Source organism: Streptococcus sp. k-402, assembly GCF_013277515.1.
Classification (GTDB): Bacteria; Bacillota; Bacilli; order Lactobacillales; family Streptococcaceae; genus Streptococcus.
This window is the reverse complement of record NZ_VMNB01000003.1, coordinates 289,066-308,723: the sequence shown is the minus strand read 5'-3', so window position 1 is coordinate 308,723 and position 19,658 is coordinate 289,066. Positions and strand designations below refer to the sequence as shown.

13 protein-coding genes and 2 pseudogenes are annotated in these 19,658 nt (G+C 41.8%); 5 read left to right on the top strand and 10 right to left on the bottom strand.

Features of this window, described 5'->3' with window-relative positions; genetic code table 11:
* Positions 1 to 69 precede the first annotated feature (69 nt).
* Positions 70 to 231, top strand: a pseudogene (locus HT724_RS02585) (helix-turn-helix domain-containing protein); the annotation flags it as partial.
* Between the two features lie 257 nt (positions 232 to 488).
* Here the strand turns inward: HT724_RS02585 and HT724_RS02580 are convergent.
* Positions 489 to 2,486, bottom strand: a complete 1,998-nt coding sequence (locus HT724_RS02580) for a thiol-activated cytolysin family protein (protein WP_173276161.1) — start codon at positions 2,484 to 2,486, stop codon at positions 489 to 491.
* Between the two features lie 579 nt (positions 2,487 to 3,065).
* On the opposite strand from HT724_RS02580, the pseudogene HT724_RS02575 reads away from it, so the two are divergent.
* Together HT724_RS02575 and HT724_RS10370 are read left to right on the top strand one after the other, a co-directional pair.
* Positions 3,066 to 6,888, top strand: a pseudogene (locus HT724_RS02575) (pullulanase).
* Positions 6,855 to 7,190 carry an N-acetylmuramoyl-L-alanine amidase family protein gene (locus tag HT724_RS10370; protein ID WP_078748274.1) on the top strand — a complete coding sequence of 112 codons (336 nt, stop codon included), beginning with the start codon at positions 6,855 to 6,857 and terminating at the stop codon, positions 7,188 to 7,190. Before HT724_RS02575 ends, HT724_RS10370 begins: the two are co-directional and overlap by 34 nt.
* Positions 7,191 to 7,434: 244 nt before the next feature.
* Here HT724_RS10370 and HT724_RS02560 read toward each other — a convergent pair whose 3' ends face one another.
* The 9 genes from HT724_RS02560 to ruvB form a co-directional block, all read right to left on the bottom strand.
* Positions 7,435 to 8,484, bottom strand: coding sequence for an LLM class flavin-dependent oxidoreductase (locus HT724_RS02560; RefSeq protein WP_173276160.1), 1,050 nt, complete (start codon positions 8,482 to 8,484; stop codon positions 7,435 to 7,437).
* 118 nt (positions 8,485 to 8,602) lie between these two features.
* On the bottom strand, positions 8,603 to 10,411 hold the full coding sequence (glmS, locus tag HT724_RS02555; RefSeq protein WP_173276159.1) for a glutamine--fructose-6-phosphate transaminase (isomerizing): 1,809 nt from the start codon (positions 10,409 to 10,411) through the stop codon (positions 8,603 to 8,605).
* Between the two features lie 192 nt (positions 10,412 to 10,603).
* Entirely contained in the window at positions 10,604 to 11,983 is a 1,380-nt protein-coding gene (gene bglA, locus HT724_RS02550) for a 6-phospho-beta-glucosidase (RefSeq protein WP_173276158.1), read from the bottom strand.
* A 98-nt stretch (positions 11,984 to 12,081) separates the two neighbouring features.
* Positions 12,082 to 13,935, bottom strand: a complete 1,854-nt coding sequence (locus tag HT724_RS02545) for a proline--tRNA ligase (RefSeq protein ID WP_173276157.1) — start codon at positions 13,933 to 13,935, stop codon at positions 12,082 to 12,084.
* A gap of 12 nt (positions 13,936 to 13,947) precedes the next feature.
* Positions 13,948 to 15,207 carry an RIP metalloprotease RseP gene (rseP, locus tag HT724_RS02540; RefSeq protein WP_173276156.1) on the bottom strand — a complete coding sequence of 420 codons (1,260 nt, stop codon included), beginning with the start codon at positions 15,205 to 15,207 and terminating at the stop codon, positions 13,948 to 13,950.
* Positions 15,208 to 15,228: 21 nt separating this feature from the next.
* Entirely contained in the window at positions 15,229 to 16,032 is an 804-nt protein-coding gene (locus HT724_RS02535; protein WP_173276155.1) for a phosphatidate cytidylyltransferase, read from the bottom strand.
* Positions 16,033 to 16,040: 8 nt separating this feature from the next.
* The gene (locus tag HT724_RS02530; RefSeq protein WP_000466722.1) at positions 16,041 to 16,799 is read right to left on the bottom strand and encodes an isoprenyl transferase; all 759 of its coding nucleotides are present in this window, start codon (positions 16,797 to 16,799) and stop codon (positions 16,041 to 16,043) included.
* A gap of 345 nt (positions 16,800 to 17,144) precedes the next feature.
* Positions 17,145 to 17,717 (bottom strand): nucleotidyltransferase family protein, encoded by a 573-nt coding sequence (locus HT724_RS02525; protein ID WP_173276154.1) that lies wholly within the window; start codon positions 17,715 to 17,717, stop codon positions 17,145 to 17,147.
* A complete protein-coding gene (gene ruvB, locus HT724_RS02520; RefSeq protein WP_345890303.1) occupies positions 17,698 to 18,696 on the bottom strand; it encodes a Holliday junction branch migration DNA helicase RuvB in 999 nt (332 codons plus the stop codon). Before ruvB ends, HT724_RS02525 begins: the two co-directional genes overlap by 20 nt.
* Positions 18,697 to 18,828: 132 nt before the next feature.
* Here ruvB and HT724_RS02515 point away from each other — a divergent pair, with 132 nt between their 5' ends.
* Together HT724_RS02515 and HT724_RS02510 are read left to right on the top strand one after the other, a co-directional pair.
* A complete protein-coding gene (locus HT724_RS02515; RefSeq protein WP_173276153.1) occupies positions 18,829 to 18,945 on the top strand; it encodes a type I toxin-antitoxin system Fst family toxin in 117 nt (38 codons plus the stop codon).
* 422 nt (positions 18,946 to 19,367) lie between these two features.
* Complete coding sequence (locus HT724_RS02510; RefSeq protein ID WP_173276152.1) at positions 19,368 to 19,460, top strand: type I toxin-antitoxin system Fst family toxin; 93 nt, start codon at positions 19,368 to 19,370, stop codon at positions 19,458 to 19,460.
* Positions 19,461 to 19,658 lie beyond the last annotated feature (198 nt).

Genomic DNA, 19,658 nt, shown 5'->3' with positions numbered 1-19,658 from the left:
ACTTCTCAAAGTAACTTCCACTTGACTTGCCGAAGTGGAAATTAGTCTAAAACGGATTTTTATGGTGGAATTAAGTCTGAGACTTTTCGTTCCATCGTTGAGAAGACGGGAAAAGACCCGTCAACGATTTCAAAGGAAATCAAGCGCAATCGGCATCATGCATCCAACATCTATCAAATCTGATTGCACGGATTGCCCACTTCTCAAAAAGCTCCTTATGTCTGTAACAACGCATTTTTCTCATACTAAAAGCTAGGTTGTGGAAAACTGGAAGTTAGTTTTATATTGAATTGAAATAAGATATGAACAAATCTATTGGGAAAGTCAACTTAATTTCTAGAAATGTTTTAATAGCAACAACGTACTATTCTAGTTTCAATCTGCTATAGAAGTTACCCTTTTCATTCTCTCAAAAGCCAATCATAAAAGAGGAGAAATCGAAGTTTCTCCTCTTCACTGTTTACTATCGAATCAAGTAAATCAAATCGTTACTCATTCACAATTTTTTCATCAACTTTAGGGTTTAGAGTTGTTCCCCAATGTGTAATTGTACGCTGTTGTACTAGTGGTAAGTCTGTGCGATTGTAAACTGTACGCCATGGTTCCCATACAAGACCCGTCTTTTCTTGAACCTTGATACGAAGATTACGGACATTTCCTCTAAATTGAATCTCTGTTTGGAAACCTGAAGTTCTGTTTTTTCCGTTATCTTCCCATTGATGTGAACGGATTTCTGGATTGCCTTGTTCATCATATGTAATTTCATCCCAATAGATGTAGTAACGCGCAACATAAGCACCCTTATGATGAAGTTTCAAGAAACCATTTTTGTAAGAAGTAACCTTCGTTTCGATATAGTCTGTACTATTTTGTAAAGTTGCTTGGGCATTATCTTTTAGGAAGGCAGTCTTATATGAGATTGGCACAGCTGGACTTTGAGCGCTAAAGTTAGCTCCTTCTCTGATGAGTTCCTTCAAGTTTTCGACTGTTCCTGTGACAACTTTGGCGGCACCGCTAGCATTACCTCCTACAATTACCGCTGTTACAGAAGTATTCTTCAATAGACGGCTCCATTCAGAATTTGGAGCAATTGTTGCACCTTTGATAACCGCATTAATAGCTGCTTTTAATTCAGTAGACTTACTTGTTGACTCAAACTTAACATAGATTTGACGTCCGTAAGAAACGTTTGATACATATACAGGTGGAGTTTGTGAATCAACGCCTCTTTGTTTTAAATCTTCAGGTGTCACACTCTTGTCAAATACAGCTGCTGGATTGGTCGGTGCATCAAATGTCGCTGTATAGTAGATTTGTTTAAAGTTTACAACTTCAATTTGCTTTTCACCCTTTTGCACAGCCTCAAAGTCAATCTTGAGCGGTGCGCCTGCTTTTTCAAAGTCTGCACCAAATTTTGCTTTCAATTGATTCATGCTATAGGCTGTAGTTGATTCATACTGAACACGGGCAGGAACGGAATGGCTAGATGAGTAATTCTTTGTCCATCTTTCAACCAAGGTATTCATCGCAGACTGCATACCACTAGTTGTAGGAACTGCTTCAATTCGGCTGTCAGACTGAATCATACCAGGTAAATCGACGCTGACTGTCCCCTTTGCACGGGCAAGACTAATCAATTCTGGCTGATTTTCTAGCAGATTTTGGTTTGCTTTATACAAGCCACCTAGGAAGACATTTTGATTTCCATTGATGGAAACATCTGCTGTGCCTGTAGAGAGGGTTTTCTTGATTTTTTCTACAACGACAAACTCTCCATTTTGTTCCTTAGCACTTGTGTTGTAGCGATTTTCTAAGGTTTCTCCCTTGCGAGTTAAAATATCTAAAGGATTATAAGTTAAGCCAAAAAGGTAGTCTTTCAATGCTGATGTTTGATCTACTACTGGTGCAGTTCTATCCTGTCCAACTTGAGTTGTTGCTGAACGGAATACTTCCACTTCTGCCAAGCTCAATGGGGTATTTTTAGTTTTCAACTCCACTTTTACATAACGAGCGCCTTTGGCGGTGAAGAAAACTTCAAGTTCTGCCTTCCCATTCAAACTATCAAAGTGTTGACGAGCAACTTCTTGTTTTGCTTCATTTAACAAAACAACATCAAAATTAGAAAGACGATTAGCTACATTCCCATCTCCACGATTGTAAAGTTTAACTTTTCCAACATTCTCTGTTTTTCCAAGATCGACTTGCCACCAAGCATTGTCTTCAAAGTTTGTATGCGTTACAGAATGGTGCCCATAGTCACTATCAACATTACCATCCACTGCTCGTGTAGCAGCTCCTCCATAAGCAGTAGAACTTTGACTAGCTTGTTTTCCACGAGCGATGTTTTCTGTCTCAACTGGACGATTCCCTTGCTCTGTAGCCAAAGCTACTCCCTGAGCGCTCAATAAAAAGGCCGCAACAACAGCACTACACACACCGAGTCCACACTTTTTGACAAAGCGATGCAAACGTTTTTCTTGATTCATTCCTTATTCCTCCGTTTTTAAATGAATACGTTTTCCTATTTGTCTATAGTTTATCAAATTTCAAGTAAAAGTCAAGCACAAATCAGCAAAAAAGTCAAGAAAATAAGAAGAAAACGTTTGCTGAATTTTTCTGATATTTTCTTTAAATTTCCAGTAAATACTATAGTTTGGAAACTAGATAAAACTTGAGAAGCGCTTGCTTTTTCTCTTCCTATTTATAGTTTCGCTAGATGAACTTTTTAAAGAAATATTAGAGAGCAATTTCTGAATAAAAATAGCTGGGAACACATCATCTTCCTAATAATACGTCTTGTCTTATGTGACATTTTTATACTCTTCGAAAATCTCTTCAAACCACGTCAACGTCGCCTTGCCGAACTCAAGTACAGCCTGCGGCTAGTTTCCTAGTTTGCTCTTTGATTTTCATTGAGTATTATTTCCATTATTTATACTGATATATAAAATAATACGGAAAACTTCTCAAAAGTAAGAATTTCTTTGACAAACCAAAGAAAACGCTTGCACTATTTCCTACTGCATGCTATACTGGTATAAAAATTTATTGATTGGAGAATCATTATGAGAAAAACACCATCTCAAACTGAGAAAAAAATGGTTTACAGCATCCGTTCCCTCAAAAATGGGACTGGTTCTGTCCTTATCGGAGCAAGTCTTGTCCTACTTGCCATGGCTACCCCAACTATCTCAGCCAACGAAAGTACACCAACCACTAACGCAAGTAATAGTGAAACCACTACTGCCCTTGCCCAACCTCTTACTGATGCAACAAACATCGCTGGCAAGAACGAAAGCGATTTTTCTTCACCTAACAATGCAAACGCTTCCCTAGAGAAAAAAGAAGAAAAACCTGCAACAGAGCCAACAACTTCTGCTGCAACTCCCGCCGATTCAGCACCACAATCCGGACAAGATCGTTCAAATGAGCCAACTACTTCTACTAGTCCAGTAGCAACTGAAACTAAGGCAGAAGAGCCAATCGAAGACAACTACTTCCGTATCCATGTCAAAAAACTTCCTGAAGAAAACAAGGATGCTCAAGGACTATGGACTTGGGATGATGTTGAAAAACCATCTGAAAATTGGCCAAACGGAGCCTTGTCCTTCAAGGATGCCAAAAAAGATGACTACGGCTACTACCTAGATGTCAAATTAAAGGGAGAACAAGCCAAGAAAATTAGCTTCCTCATCAACAATACAGCTGGAAAAAATCTAACCGGCGATAAATCTGTAGAAAAACTGGCACCAAAGATGAATGAGGCTTGGTTGGACCAAGATTACAAGGTTTTCTCTTACGAACCACAACCTGCAGGAACTGTTCGCGTCAACTACTACCGCACAGATGGCAACTATGACAAGAAATCTCTCTGGTACTGGGGAGATGTGAAAGAGCCAAGTAGTGGTGAATGGCCTAACGGAACAGACTTTACGGCTACTGGCAAATATGGTCGCTATATCGATATTCCACTCAAAGATGCAGCTAAAGATCTTGGATTTTTATTACTAGACAGAAACAAACAAGGAGACGACGTGAAAATCCGTAAAGAAGATTATAAGTTCACAGATTTGAAAAATCATAGCCAAATTTTCCTAAAAGATGATGACGAAACGATTTACACAAATCCATACTATGTCCATGATATCCGCATGACAGGGGCTCAACACGTAGGAACTTCTAGCATTGAAAGTAGTTTTTCAACACTTGTTGGTGCTAAAAAAGAGGATATCCTCAAGCACTCCAACATCACTAATCACCTAGGAAACAAGGTAACTATCACTGATGTTGCAATCGATGAAGCTGGTAAGAAAGTGACTTACAGCGGAGATTTCTCGGACACAAAACATCCCTATACTGTTAGCTACAATTCCGACCAATTCACTACCAAAACAAGCTGGCGACTTAAAGATGAGACATACAGTTATGATGGCAAACTTGGAGCTGACCTCAAAGAAGAAGGAAAACAAGTTGATTTAACCCTTTGGTCACCAAGTGCTGATAAGGTTTCTGTCGTTGTCTACGACAAGAATGACCCTGAAAAAGTGGTTGGAACTGTCGCTCTTGAAAAAGGAGAAAGAGGAACTTGGAAACAAACTCTAGATAGCACAAACAAACTCGGAATCACAGATTTCACTGGATACTATTATCAATACCAAATCGAGCGTCAAGGTAAAACTGTTCTTGCACTCGATCCTTACGCTAAATCTCTCGCTGCTTGGAACAGCGATCTTGCAAAAACAGACGCTTCCCATAAAGTGGCTAAAGCCGCCTTTGTAAATCCAGCTAAACTAGGACCTCAAGACTTGACTTATGGTAAGATTCACAACTTCAAGACTCGTGAAGATGCCGTTATCTACGAAGCTCATGTGCGTGACTTCACTTCAGATCCTGCCATTGCAAAAGACTTGACCAAACCATTTGGTACCTTTGAAGCCTTCATTGAAAAACTAGACTATCTCAAAGACTTAGGTGTAACCCACATCCAGCTCCTTCCAGTCTTGTCTTACTACTTTGTCAATGAATTGAAAAACCATGAACGCTTGTCTGACTATGCTTCAAGCAACAGCAACTACAACTGGGGATATGACCCTCAAAACTACTTCTCCTTGACTGGTATGTATTCAAGCGATCCTAAAAATCCAGAAAAACGAATCGCAGAATTTAAAAACCTCATCAACGAGATCCACAAACGTGGCATGGGAGCTATCCTAGATGTCGTTTATAACCACACAGCCAAGGTCGATATCTTTGAAGATTTAGAACCAAACTACTACCACTTTATGGATGCTGACGGAACACCTCGAACTAGCTTTGGTGGTGGACGTTTGGGAACAACTCACCATATGACCAAACGCCTACTAGTTGATTCTATCAAATATCTAGTTGATACCTACAAAGTGGATGGCTTCCGTTTCGATATGATGGGAGACCATGACGCCGCTTCTATCGAAGAAGCTTACAAGGCTGCACGCGCCCTCAATCCAAACCTTATCATGCTTGGTGAAGGTTGGAGAACCTATGCTGGTGATGAAAATATGCCTACTAAAGCTGCTGACCAAGATTGGATGAAACATACCGATACTGTCGCTGTCTTTTCAGATGACATCCGTAACAACCTCAAATCTGGTTATCCAAACGAAGGTCAACCTGCCTTTATCACAGGCGGCAAGCGTGATATCAACACTATCTTCAAAAATCTCATTGCTCAACCAACCAACTTTGAAGCTGACAGCCCTGGAGATGTTATCCAGTATATCGCAGCCCATGATAACTTGACCCTCTTTGACATCATTGCCCAATCTATCAAAAAAGACCCAAGCAAGGCTGAGAACTATGCTGAAATCCACCGTCGTTTGCGACTTGGAAACCTCATGGTCTTGACAGCTCAAGGAACTCCATTTATCCACTCTGGTCAGGAATATGGTCGCACCAAACAATTCCGTGACCCAGCCTACAAGACTCCAGTAGCAGAGGACAAACAACCAAACAAATCTCACTTGTTGCGTGATAAGGATGGCAATCCGTTTGACTATCCTTACTTCATCCATGACTCTTACGATTCTAGCGATGCAGTCAACAAGTTTGACTGGACTAAGGCTACAGATGGAAAAGCATATCCTGAAAATGTCAAGAGCCGTGACTACATGAAAGGTTTGATTGCCCTTCGTCAATCTACAGATGCCTTCCGACTTAAGAGTCTCCAAGATATTAAAGACCGTGTCCACCTCATCACTGTCCCAGGTCAAAATGGTGTAGAAAAAGAGGATGTAGTGATTGGCTACCAAATCACTGCTCCAAACGGTGATATCTACGCAGTCTTTGTCAATGCGGACGAAAAAGCTCGCGAATTTAATTTGGGAACTGCCTTTGCCCATCTAAGAAATGCTGAAGTTTTGGCAGATGAGAACCAAGCAGGACCAGTCGGAATTGCCAACCCGAAAGGACTTGAATGGACTGAAAAAGGCTTGAAATTGAATGCCCTTACAGCTACTGTTCTTCGAGTCTCTCAAAATGGAACTAGCCATGAGTCAACTGCAGAAGAGAAACCAGACTCAAGCCCTTCCAAGCCTGAACATCAAAATGAAGCTTCTCTCCCTGCACATCAAGATCCAGCTCCAGAAGCTAGACCTGATTCTACTAAACCATCTGCAACAGTAGCTGATGCAGAAAATAAACCTAGCCAAGCTACAACTGATTCACAAGCTCAACAACCACATAAGGACAATAATACTCAATCACTTCCATCTACGCCTACTCAAACTATTGTCACTTCCTATACTCCAGCTTATACAAATAAGAAATCGGAAACTCCAAATCAGACAACTAAAGCTAGTTGGAAACAAGAAAATGGTATCTGGTATTTCCATAAAGCAGACGGTTCTCTAGCTACTGGTTGGGTAAAAGATGGAGATACTTGGTATTACCTAAAAGATGATGGCTCTATGGTTACTGGCTGGGTGAAAGATGGTAATGTTTGGTACTTCCTAAATAGTAACGGTTCTATGTCAACCGGTTGGGTTAAGGATGGAGATACTTGGTACTATCTAGATCCATCAGGAGCTATGAAAGAAAATCAATGGTTTGAAGTTTCTGGCAAATGGTACTATGTTGATTCATCAGGTAAACTTGCAGTTAATACAAGAGTTGAAGGCTATTTGGTCAATGAAAACGGTGAATGGGTCAGCTAATACTGCTACTGTATAACCTTTGCTTAGCTAGATATAACTAATTCAAATACAGGAAGCTCAACGATAACAAACTCCTGTTTGCAGGAATTAGTCTCCTTGCCCTTCTAGGTCTCGGGTTCTTGCTAAAAAACAAAAAAGAGAACTAAACTAGCCCTCCTATAGAAAAATCCCCCTAGACTTAATGCTTGGGGGATTGATTTTTGTACAATATTTGTTGTCCTAATAAACTTGATTAGATTTTTTATTAAGCCTCTTTCATGGCAAAGTAAGCTCGAACTTTTGGTGCGACTTTCGTTCCAAAGAGTTCAATAGCTCTCAGAACTTGATCATGAGGCATGGAACCAAGCGGTAGATGGAGCATAAAGCGGTCCAAACCTAAATCCTCAATCATGCGAATCAATTTTTCGGCCACCTGATCTGGATTGCCAACAAACATGGCGCCATTTGACCCTACCTGCTCCAAATATTGTTCATAACGCAATTCCTGCCAGTGCGGACGGTCTTTGGAAATAGCATCCACCACTTGCTTGGTCGGATGGAAATAATCTTTTACCGCTTGCTCGCCATCCTCAGCAATCCAACCCCAAGAATGAGCTCCAACCTTTAGTTCCTGACTGGCATAACCCGCTTCGCTCCCAATCTCACGATAAGCCTGAATCAACTTTTTAAAATAACGAGGGTTACCACCAATAATGGCATAGACAATCGGTAGGCCTGCCTGAGCAATCTTCACTGTTGATTCGACATGACCACCTGTCGCTATCCACAAGGGTAATTTGTCCTGAACTGGACGAGGATAAACTTCTTGGCCAGAGATTGTTTGGGTCAAGCGACCTTGCCAGTCTAGTTTTGTTTTTTCATTGACTAACTGAAGCAAGTCTAATTTCTCATCAAAGAGGGCTTCGTAGTCTTTCAAATCATAGCCAAACAGAGGAAATGATTCCGTGAAAGAACCCCTTCCAGCCATAATCTCCGCACGTCCATTTGACAAAGCATCGATAGTGGCATATTGTTGGAACAAGCGAATCGGATCCATACTTGAGAGAATGCTGACTGCACTGGTCAAACGGATTTTCTTGGTATTGACTGCCCCAGCTGCCAGGACAATCTCTGGAGCTGATACTGAAAAATCTGCTCGATGGTGCTCACCAATACCATACACATCCAAACCAACCTTATCAGCCAGTTCAATCTCCGCCAGCAACTGGCGAATACGTTCGGCATGACTGTAAGTTTGCCCAGTCCCTTCAAGCTCCGTTGTTTCCCCAAATGTTGAAATTCCCAATTCTACCATTGCGATTCTCCCTGTCTACCTCTGTCCTTCAATTTGAAAAATTATTCTAACACGAATCTTGAGTACAAGCAACCGATTTGCTCACAAGAAAAAGCCTAGATAACTAGACTTTTTTAGCTTATTCTACCGTTACTGACTTGGCAAGGTTACGTGGTTTATCCACATCAAGGCCACGGTGGAGTGTTGCAAAGTAAGCGACCAATTGCGTTGGCACGACCATTGAGATTGGTGAGAGGTAAGGGTGTACGGTTGTAAGGACGATATCATCTGTCTCTTTAGCAACATTTTCTTCTGCGATAGTGAGAACCTTGGCACCACGGGCTGCGACCTCTTGGATATTTCCACGAGTGTGGTTGGCAAGGACTGGATCTGACAAGAGGGCCAAAACAGGCGTTCCTTCTTCAATCAAGGCAATAGTTCCGTGCTTGAGTTCTCCTGCCGCAAAACCTTCACACTGGATGTAAGAAATCTCTTTGAGTTTGAGACTTGCTTCCATAGCTACATAGTAATCTTGACCACGTCCGATATAAAAGGCGTTGCGAGTTGTTTCAAGAAGCTCACGAACCTTGGCTTCAATGGTTTCTTTCTCTGAAAGAGTTGATTCGATCGACTGAGCTACGATTGACAACTCATGAACTAGGTCAAAGGCTTGCGCTTTAGCATTGCCGTTTGCTTGACCGACTGCTTTTGCTAAGAATGCAAGGGCTGCGATTTGTGCTGTATAGGCCTTGGTTGAGGCCACGGCAATTTCAGGACCTGCATGAAGAAGCATGGTATGGCTAGCTTCACGAGAAAGAGTTGAGCCTGGTACGTTTGTCACTGTCAAGCTTGGGATTCCCATTTCATTAGCCTTAACCAAAACCTGACGGCTATCCGCTGTTTCACCAGACTGGCTGATAAAGATGAAGAGTGGTTTCTTGCTGAGAAGTGGCATACCGTAGCCCCACTCAGAGGAGATACCAAGTTCAACTGGTGTATCTGTCAATTCTTCCAGCATTTTCTTAGAAGCAAATCCTGCATGGTAAGATGTTCCAGCTGCAAGGATGTAGATACGGTCTGCGTCTTGAACAGCCTTGATGATAGCTGGGTCTACGACAACTTGACCAGCCTCATCTGTGTAGGCTTGGATGAGTTTGCGCATAACTGTTGGTTGTTCATCGATTTCCTTGAGCATGTAGTAAGGATAAGTTCCCTTACCGATATCTGACAAATCAAGCTCAGCAGTGTAGCTAGCACGCTCACGACTATTACCATCATAGTCTTGAACTTCGACACTATCAGCCTTGACAATGACCAACTCTTGGTCATGAATTTCCATGTATTGGTTGGTCTCACGAATCATAGCCATGGCGTCTGAACAAACCATGTTGTAGCCTTCCCCAAGACCAATCAAAAGTGGTGATTTATTTTTAGCCACGTAGATGACTTCAGGATCTTGTGAGTCAACCAAGGCAAAAGCATAAGAACCACGGATAATGTGAAGAGCTTTTTTGAAGGCTTCAAGAACTGACAAGCCATCTTCTTCCGCAAATTTTCCAATCAAGTGAACGGCTATTTCCGTATCTGTTTGCCCTTTGAAGTGGTGACCTGCAAGGTATTCTTCCTTGATTTCAAGGTAGTTCTCAATCACTCCATTGTGAACCAAGACAAAACGTTCTGTCTCAGAGCGATGTGGGTGAGCATTGTCTTCAGTTGGTTTTCCATGAGTAGCCCAACGAGTATGTCCAATACCAGTTGTTCCCTCAACACCAGCTGTCTTGGCAGACAATTCTGCTATACGACCAACAGCCTTGACTAGATGGTTCTCAGCACCACCTAGGACAAAAATCCCCGCAGAATCATAACCACGGTATTCGAGCTTTTCAAGCCCTTGAATCAAAATATCAGTTGCATTTGTGTTTCCAACAACACCAACAATTCCACACATAGTATATACGACACAGACCAGCTGTGCTTTCTCCTTAAAATTGGTATAGTCTAATTCCTCTTTTATAGAATCAGCAAAAACAGTATATACTTGTTTCTTTCACTTGTCAAGAGTAAAAATTGGTATAGTTCAAATTACGCTCCTGTAAGCAAAAGACTCTGACCAATTAGGATAATCAGTCAGAGTCCTTTTTTAAAATCCATTATTATCGCTTAACTCCTTGAACCAGTGCCCTGACTTTTTCAGACGACGTTCTTGCGTTTCCAAGTCAAGCTCAACTAGACCATATCGGTTTTTATAGCTATTGAGCCATGACCAACAGTCAATAAAGGTCCAAATTAAGTAGCCCTTACAATTGGCTCCGTCTTCAATGGCACGATGCAGTTCACGAAGATGACCTTTTACAAAGTCAATACGATAATCATCTTGGATCATTCCATTCTCACGGAATTTTTCTTCCCCTTCAACACCCATACCATTCTCTGTCAACATCCACTCAATATTGCCATAATTTTCCTTGATATTTTGAGCAATGTCATAAATCCCTTGCTCATAAATCTCCCAGCCACGATGAGGATTGATTTTACGTCCAGGCATCACATAAGGCTCGTAAAAATGTTCTGGTAAGAGTGGACTCTCTGGATGCTTAGCAAATCGAGGAGCCATAACACGCAAAGGTTGATAGTAGTTGACACCAAGGAAGTCCACCGTATTGTTACGAATGAGATCCAACTCCTCCTCTGTAGCATCAGGCAAGAGACCGTGTTCATGCAAGATTTCTACTAACTCCTGTGGATAAGTACCCAAAACGGACGGATCTAAGAAAGATTGGGCCTGAAAAATGTCCGCAATACGAGCCGCCTTGACATCAGCAGGATGCTGGCTACGTGGATAAGCCGGTGTCAAGTTGAGGACAATCCCAATCTTGGAATCAGGCAAGAGTTCATGACAGGCCTTAACCGCCCGGCTGCTGGCCAATTGTGTATGATAAGCTACTTTAACGGCTGCCTCTGCATCCACCTTATGTGGGTAATGGGCATCGTAAAAATAGCCAAATTCCACAGGAACGATGGGCTCGTTAAAGGTAATCCATTGATCCACTAAATCTCCATAAGTCTCAAAACAAAAACGAGCATAGTCTTCATAGGCTGAAACAGTCGCCTTATTTTCCCAACCATCATCATCCTCTTGAAGGGCAAAAGGCAGATCAAAATGATAAAGATTGACTAAAAGACGAATTCCCTTAGCCTTAATAGCCTCAAAGACCTTACGATAAAAATCCACACCTTGAGGATTGACTTTTCCACACCCTTGTGGAAAAATCCGTGACCACTGAATAGAAGTCCGAAAGGCCGTGTGACCAGTTTCTAACAGTAGCTCAATATCCTTTTCCCAGTTTTCATAAAAGGTTGATGTTTTATCTGGACCAATCCCATTATAGTAACGATTTGGCTCCACTTGGAACCAGTAATCCCAGAGATTATCTCCCTTACCGTCACCAGCTATACGTCCTTCCGTTTGTGGTCCAGAAGTAGAGGATCCCCAGACAAAATCCTTTGGAAATCTTAGCATACATTTACCTCTTTATCTACTCATTTTTCCCATTATACAGAAAAAACAAGGTAAAAACTAGTTACATTTTTTCCTTGTTTTTCTTCTGATTATAGTTTTTATTTCTTGCTGAGGATTTCAAGCGTTTCGAGCACGTTATCTGCATGAACTTCTATGGTATCACCAGTTGCTTTAATCTTCACTTCGACGATGCCATCAGCCGCTTTTTTACCAACAGTAATACGGATTGGTAATCCAATCAAGTCGCTATCGCTGAATTTAACACCGACACGTTCGTTACGGTCATCTGTCAAGACTTCGTAACCAGCTCCCATCAAGCTTGTTTCAAGTTTTTCTGTCAGAGCTTGTGCTTCTTCGTCCTTGACATTGACAGTAATCAAGTGCACATCAAATGGCGCCAATTCTTTAGGGAAGTTGATTCCCCATGCATAACGGTATTCACCTTTTGGCGTTTTGTTAACAAAGAGACGAGCGTGTTGCTCCATAATTGCTGAAAGGAGACGGCTGACACCGATACCGTAACATCCCATGATAATTGGCACAGCACGGCCATTTTCATCCAAAACATCTGCTCCCATGCTTGCTGAATAGCGAGTGCCGAGTTTGAAGATGTGACCAATTTCGATACCACGCGCAAAGTTAAGGACACCTTGTCCGTCTGGAGAAATTTCACCCTCACGAACTTCACGGATATCCACATATTCCGCAGTAAAATCACGACCTGGATTCACACCAGTCAAGTGGTAGCCATCTTCGTTAGCACCGACAACTGCATTGCGAACATCTTGCACCTTACGATCTGCAATAATTTTAATATTCTCTGGCAAACCAACTGGGCCAAGTGAACCAAATCCTGCTTGAACAACATTTGCAATTTCTTCTTGGCTAGCAACGTCAAAGAAATCTGCTCCCAAGTGGTTTTTCAACTTGACTTCGTTGAGTTGGTCATTTCCAACTAGAAGGGCCGCAACAAGCTCACCATCTGCCATGTAGAAGAGGGTTTTAATCGTTTGTTCTTCTGGAACATTGAGGAAGGCTGCAACTTCATCAATTGATTTAACATCTGGAGTTGCAACACGAGTCACTTCTTCTTCAGCGACAACACGGTTGCTTGGTTTGTACTCGTTTGTTGCCATTTCCAAGTTAGCTGCATAACTAGACTCACTTGAGTAGGCAATAGTATCTTCACCAGAAACCATCCACTTAAGCAATTCTGCCTTAATCTCTTCTTGCACTTCTGTAGGAATTTCATCAAATGAGGCAACTGACTTGTCCAAGACAACCCAGCGGTCAAGGTCTGTACGAGCAGGTGTAATCGCCATAAATTCTTGGCTGTCCTTACCACCCATGGCTCCACCGTCACCAATGATAGCCTTGAAGTCTAAACCACTACGAGTAAAAATACGCTCATAAGCAGCCTTATACTCATCGTAAACACTGTCCAAGCTATCATAGTTAGCGTGGAAACTGTAAGCATCCTTCATGATAAACTCACGTGTACGGAGAAGTCCATTACGTGGGCGTTTTTCATCACGATACTTAGGCTGGATTTGATAAAGGTTAAGTGGCAATTGCTTGTAAGACTTAACAGAATCACGGACAATAGCTGTAAATGTTTCTTCGTGAGTTGGACCTAGGATAAAGTCTGATTTTTCACGGTTTTTTAGTTTATAAAGGTCTTCACCATAGGTTTCGTAACGACCTGATTCGCGCCACAATTCTGCACTGAGAAGGGCAGGAGCCAACATCTCAACGGCACCAATCTTGTCGAATTCTTGGCGCATGATGTTTTTGGCTTTTTCAATCACACGGTTGGCAAGTGGTAGATAAGAATAAACACCTGCTGAGACTTGACGAACATAACCAGCTCGCAACATAAGAGCATGGCTGATAACTTGAGCATCGCTTGGCATTTCGCGAAGCGTTGGGATAGGCATTTTACTTTGTTTCATAATATTCCTCGATTATCTAAAAAAGAGTCGCATAATGTCATTCCAGGTCACAGCAATCATCAAGACAACCATGATGACCACTCCGGCCAAGGTGACATAGGTTTCAATTTCTTGTTTCAATGGTTTGCGGCGGATAGCTTCTAGGATATTGAGCACAATCTTACCACCATCCAGAGCTGGAATCGGAATAAGATTAAAAATCCCGATATTGATGGAAATCATTGCTAAGAAGTACAAGACATTCTCAATTCCATTTTTAGCAGCATCACTACTTGCCTTAAAGATGGCAACAGGTCCACCTAGCTTGTTCAAATCCGGTTGGAAAATCAGGTTTTTCAGAGCTGATAGAATTCGGAGGGCCGAGTCAGCAGCAGTTGTAAAACCGCCTACAAACATGGATACAAAATCTGACTTAATCCCCGGTTGAACACCTAGAAGGTAACGGCCTTGACTTTCTTCCGGAGTAACCGTAACTTGTTTGTCACTACCCTTTTCAGAAATAGTCACATCCAAACTTGGGGCCGTCTTATCTTTGGTTTCTGTTTCCACAGCCTGAATCAAACTTTCCCAGTTGCTAATCTCATGTGAGCCAATCTTGGTAATCTGTGCCGTTTCTGGCACTCCCACCTTGGCCAAAGCCCCTTGAGGCATGACATGGAACTGGTTGGTATCAACATCTCTGACACCACCCTGCATAAAGATTAAAATCCAGAAAACAACGACACCTAAGATAAAGTTGTTCATAGGGCCTGCAAAGTTGGTAATCAGTTTGCCCCAGATAGTTGCATTTTGATATTGAACATCTAAAGGTGCAATCCGAACCTCAGTTCCATCTGCTTCCACAACCGTTGCATCGTGATCCACCGCAAATGTTTTTTCTTCTTCCAGAACCAAGCCCTTGATAAAGAGCTTATCTTCAAAATCAAACTGAGTCACCTGCATAGGGAGGGCTGTTTGATCTAATTTTTTACCTGAAAGATTGATGCGTTTAACTTTACCATCATCAGTAAGCGTCAAACTAACAGGAGTGCCTGTCTTAATTTCAGTTGTATCATCACCCCAACCGGCCATGCGGACATAGCCGCCCAGAGGCAAGATTCGGATGGTATATGCCGTCCCATCCTTGCCAATGTGAGCAAAGATTTTGGGTCCCATACCAATGGCAAATTCACGCACTAGAATTCCTGATTTCTTGGCAAAGTAGAAGTGGCCGAACTCGTGCACTACTACAATAATCCCGAAAACCAGAATAAAGGTTAAAATTCCGAGCATAGTGTTTCCTCCATCTTTTGATTAAAAGAGTCCAAACAAGTGCATGATTGGAAATACAAGCAACATACTATCGAAACGATCCAAAACACCACCATGTCCAGGGATAAATTTCCCAGAATCCTTAACACCAAAGTGACGCTTGATCGAACTTTCCAGTAAATCACCAAATTGTCCAGCAATGCTAAAGAAAATAGCAAAGACCGACATCTTGTAAATTCCATACGGAAGAGCAACTGTACTGTCAACTATCATAAAGATAATAGTTACTAAAATCGCACCTAAAATACCACCCAAGGCACCCTCAAAGGTTTTATTTGGAGAAACTGTCGGAGCTAATTTTCGTTTACCATAGTTCATCCCAACAAGATAGGCACCACTGTCTGTCGCCCAAACGATACATAAGGCTAATAGTGCCTTATCTAACCCTGCAATTCTAGCATCTAGTAAAGCATTAAATCCAAAGCCCACATAGAAACTCATAGCCAGAGGGAAAACCGCATCCTCAATCGTATACGACTTGCTAAAAACAGTCGTTCCTAACATGATTGAAATCAACACACTATAAGCAACCACATTCCCATCAACTGGCAAAAAAGTCAGGTAATTTTCCAAGGGAATGGTCAAGGCAAAGGTTGCAAAGAGGGTCAAGAGGCCCTCCATCGTCATGGTCTCTAGACCTCTCATCTTCAAAAGTTCATGCATGGCTAGCATAGCTATGATTCCAATTGCTATCTGAAGCAAGAGTCCCCCAATCATCAAAATCGGTAGGAAAATAGCCAGAGCAACCCCTGCAAACAAGGTTCTTTTCTGTAAATCCTGTGTCATATTTCCTCCTAAACTCCTCCAAATCGGCGATGACGACGATTGTAGGCAAGAATGGCTTCCTGCAAGGCCGCCTCGTCAAAATCAGGCCACAAGGTGTCCGTAAAATAGAGCTCACTATAGGCTCCCTGCCATGGAAGGAAATTGCTCAAACGCAATTCTCCACTAGTACGGATAATCAAGTCTGGGTCTCGTAACTCCTTAGGCAAATGCTGGGTGAAGAGATAGTTGCCAATCAATTCCTCTGTGATGTCACCTGGGTTGATTTTGGCATCTAACACATCCTGGGAGATCAACTTAAGAGCCTGTGTAATCTCAGCACGTCCACCATAGTTAAGAGCAAAATTAAGTATCAAACCTGTGTTGTTCTTAGTCAATTCCTCAGCCTTGGTCAGAGCTTCAAAGGTTTGCTTAGGCAGGCGGTCCGTTTCCCCAATCATTTGAATCTTAACATTATTCGCATGCAATTCAGGGACATAATTATCATAAAACTCTACTGGCAAGTTCATGATAAACTTGACTTCCTGATCTGGACGGGTCCAATTTTCCGTAGAAAAAGCATAAACTGTAATCACCTTGACGCCTAGTTTGTTGGCTGCCTTGGTCACAGTTTGCAATGCTTCCATGCCCGCCTTGTGTCCAAAGACTCGCGGTTGCATACGTTTTTTAGCCCAACGACCATTCCCATCCATGATGATGCCGATATGAGCAGGAACCTGTGTCGGAACCTCTACTTCCACAGCCTTATCTTTCTTAAAAAATCCAAACATGATCTTATTCCTATTCAAAAATCTATCGTTTCATTATACCATATTTTCCTATTTTCTTCTATCACTAAGCTATTTATACTCTTCGAAAATCTCTTCAAACCACGTCAGCTCTATCTGCAACCTCAAAACAGTGTTTTGAGCAACCTGCGGTTAGCTTCCTAGTTTGCACTTTGATTTTCATTGAGTATTATTCTCAGGCGCAAAGCCCATTTTTCAAAAAAATAAGCCGCCTGATTGGGCGACTCTATTTTTTATAGGGAGATTATTATGAAAAAGTTTTAGGAGTTTAAGTTAAGGTCTTCTTAACTTATGAACTTAGTATACACTTCCTAGCTTAAAGTTTCCTTAAGTATTTTTAAAAATCAAATTTTTCCATTTCTCCTGCCAATTTTTCTTGGATAGACGTGTTCGATAAAGTTCCATTCGGTCTTCATTTTCTAAGAAATGAGGAGTTGGACGAACTTGAAAATTCAAAATATCCTCCAAACCATAAGGTACATAGAACTCAAAATCCGATTCTTCATTCAAGCGTAGTCCAACAGCCGTACATCGTTCTGGATACTTACTCATGGCATCACGGGAACTGGTATAAGGAGCAGTATGAGGGCTATGCTGGTGCATATAGACTTGATTTTTCAATTCCCACTGATACTCAGGAAAGTCCGCTCTTAGTTTTTTCTCTAGGGACAAGGTTTCCTCATAAGAAATATCTGGATCAAAGAAAATTACATCCACATCTGTTTCACAGTCAAAAGGGGATTTGTCTGACAAGAGATTCCAGATAAAATTTCTGACAGAACCTGCTGCCAACCAGGAATCTGTCAACTCCAGGTTTTGGATGATAGTCAGAATAGCCATCATATCTGGATTTTTTCTAAAAGCCTCTAGAATTTCTTGTTCATTTTTCACTGTAATCATACCCTAAATGCTCATATGCCTTAGCTGTCGCCACTCGTCCAGAACGTGTTCGCATGATAAAGCCTTTTTGAATCAAGTAAGGCTCATACATGTCTTCTACAGTCTCACGCTCTTCGGCAATATTGACAGAGAGAGTTCCTAATCCGACAGGGCCACCACCGTACATCTCAATCATGGTCCGAAGAATTTTTTGGTCCACATAGTCCAAACCTTCATGGTCAACATCCAGCATGGTCAGAGCCCTATCGGTAATAAGATCATCGATAACCCCATCCCCCATTATCTGGGCAAAATCGCGCACGCGCTTGAGGAGACGATTGGCAATACGAGGGGTTCCACGACTCCGCAAAGCCAACTCAGAAGCTGCCTCATGAGTGATTTCCATCTCAAAAATATCTGCCGTTCGCTCGACAATTTCTGTTAAGTCAGCATGAGCATAGTACTCCATATGACCTGTGATCCCAAAACGTGCCCGTAGCGGATTGGAGAGCATACCTGCCCGAGTCGTCGCACCAATCAAGGTAAAAGGTGGCAACTCCAAATGAACACTGCGACTGCCTTCACCAGCCCCAATCATAATATCAATGTAGAAATCCTCCATAGCACTATAAAGCACCTCTTCCACCGACATGGGCAAACGATGAATCTCATCAATAAAGAGAACATCCCCAGGCTCTAAGTCATTCAAAATCGCTACCAGATCACCGGCTTTTTCAATGACAGGTCCAGACGTCTGCTTGAGATTGACACCCAGTTCGTTGGCAATAACAAAGGCCATGGTCGTTTTCCCCAAACCTGGAGGTCCAAATAAAAGGACATGATCCAGCGCTTCATCCCGCATTTTGGCAGCTTCGATAAAGATTTGGAGCTGATCCTTGACCTTATCCTGCCCGATATATTCACGTAAATACTGAGGACGGAGTGTGCGTTCTACTAACTCCTCATCCCCCATTATCTCATTATCTAAAATTCTACTCATGGCTCTATTATATCAAAAAACCAAGCCACAAACAAAAAAGCCACTGAATTGGTGCCTCCTGAGTTTAACACTTATGTGGTATAATATTCTACGGCACTGCTACAGCTCCTACGAAAGGAGGTGAGATAGCCCATGATGGATACAATACTTAAAACTATCATCGGACCAATTGTGGTCGGTGTCGTTCTTCGCTTATACTCAATGAAAATCAAAGAACAAACTAGGAAGCTAGCCGCAGGCTGTACTTGAGTACGGCAAGGTGAAGCTGACGTGGTTTGAATTTGATTTTCGAAGAGTATTAGTTGATAAATGGCTAAACAAGGACAGATAGTGTCAAAAAGACCCCAAGCTTATTTGGTCGTGAGCTTGGGGTCTTTTCTAGCCTATGATATAGACACAATACTTAATTCCCTTTTATTATCCCATAGTTCACAAAATTTGTCAAAGGTTTATATCTTCATCAATTCAGCTTCTCCAACTTTAGAATCTGTCCAATAAAGTTTATAAGATTAAGTAAAAGTTATCGGAAAATGATGTTTAAAATAGTCCCCAAAAGCCTGAAATAGAGCAAAAAAACTCCACCCGATTGGGTGACTCCTGAGTTTAGCACTTATGTGGTATAATATTATACGGCACTTCTACACCGCCTACGAAAGGAGGTGAGATAGCCCATGATGAAACTAATCCTTAAAACTATCATCGGACCGATTGTGGTCGGTGTCATCCTTCGCTTAGTCGATAAATGGCTAAACAAAGATAGATAGTGTCAAAAAAGACCCCGAGCTTAATGTGGAAGTTAGCTTGGGGTCTTTTCTAGTCCATGATATAGAACTAATCCTTAATTCCTCTCCATTATCCCACAGTTCACAAAATTTGTCAAAGGTTTATATCTTCATCAATTCAGCTTCTCAAGCTTTAACCGCTTTACAACAAGACTTTCAAGTTTAAGAGAAAATTAGGGA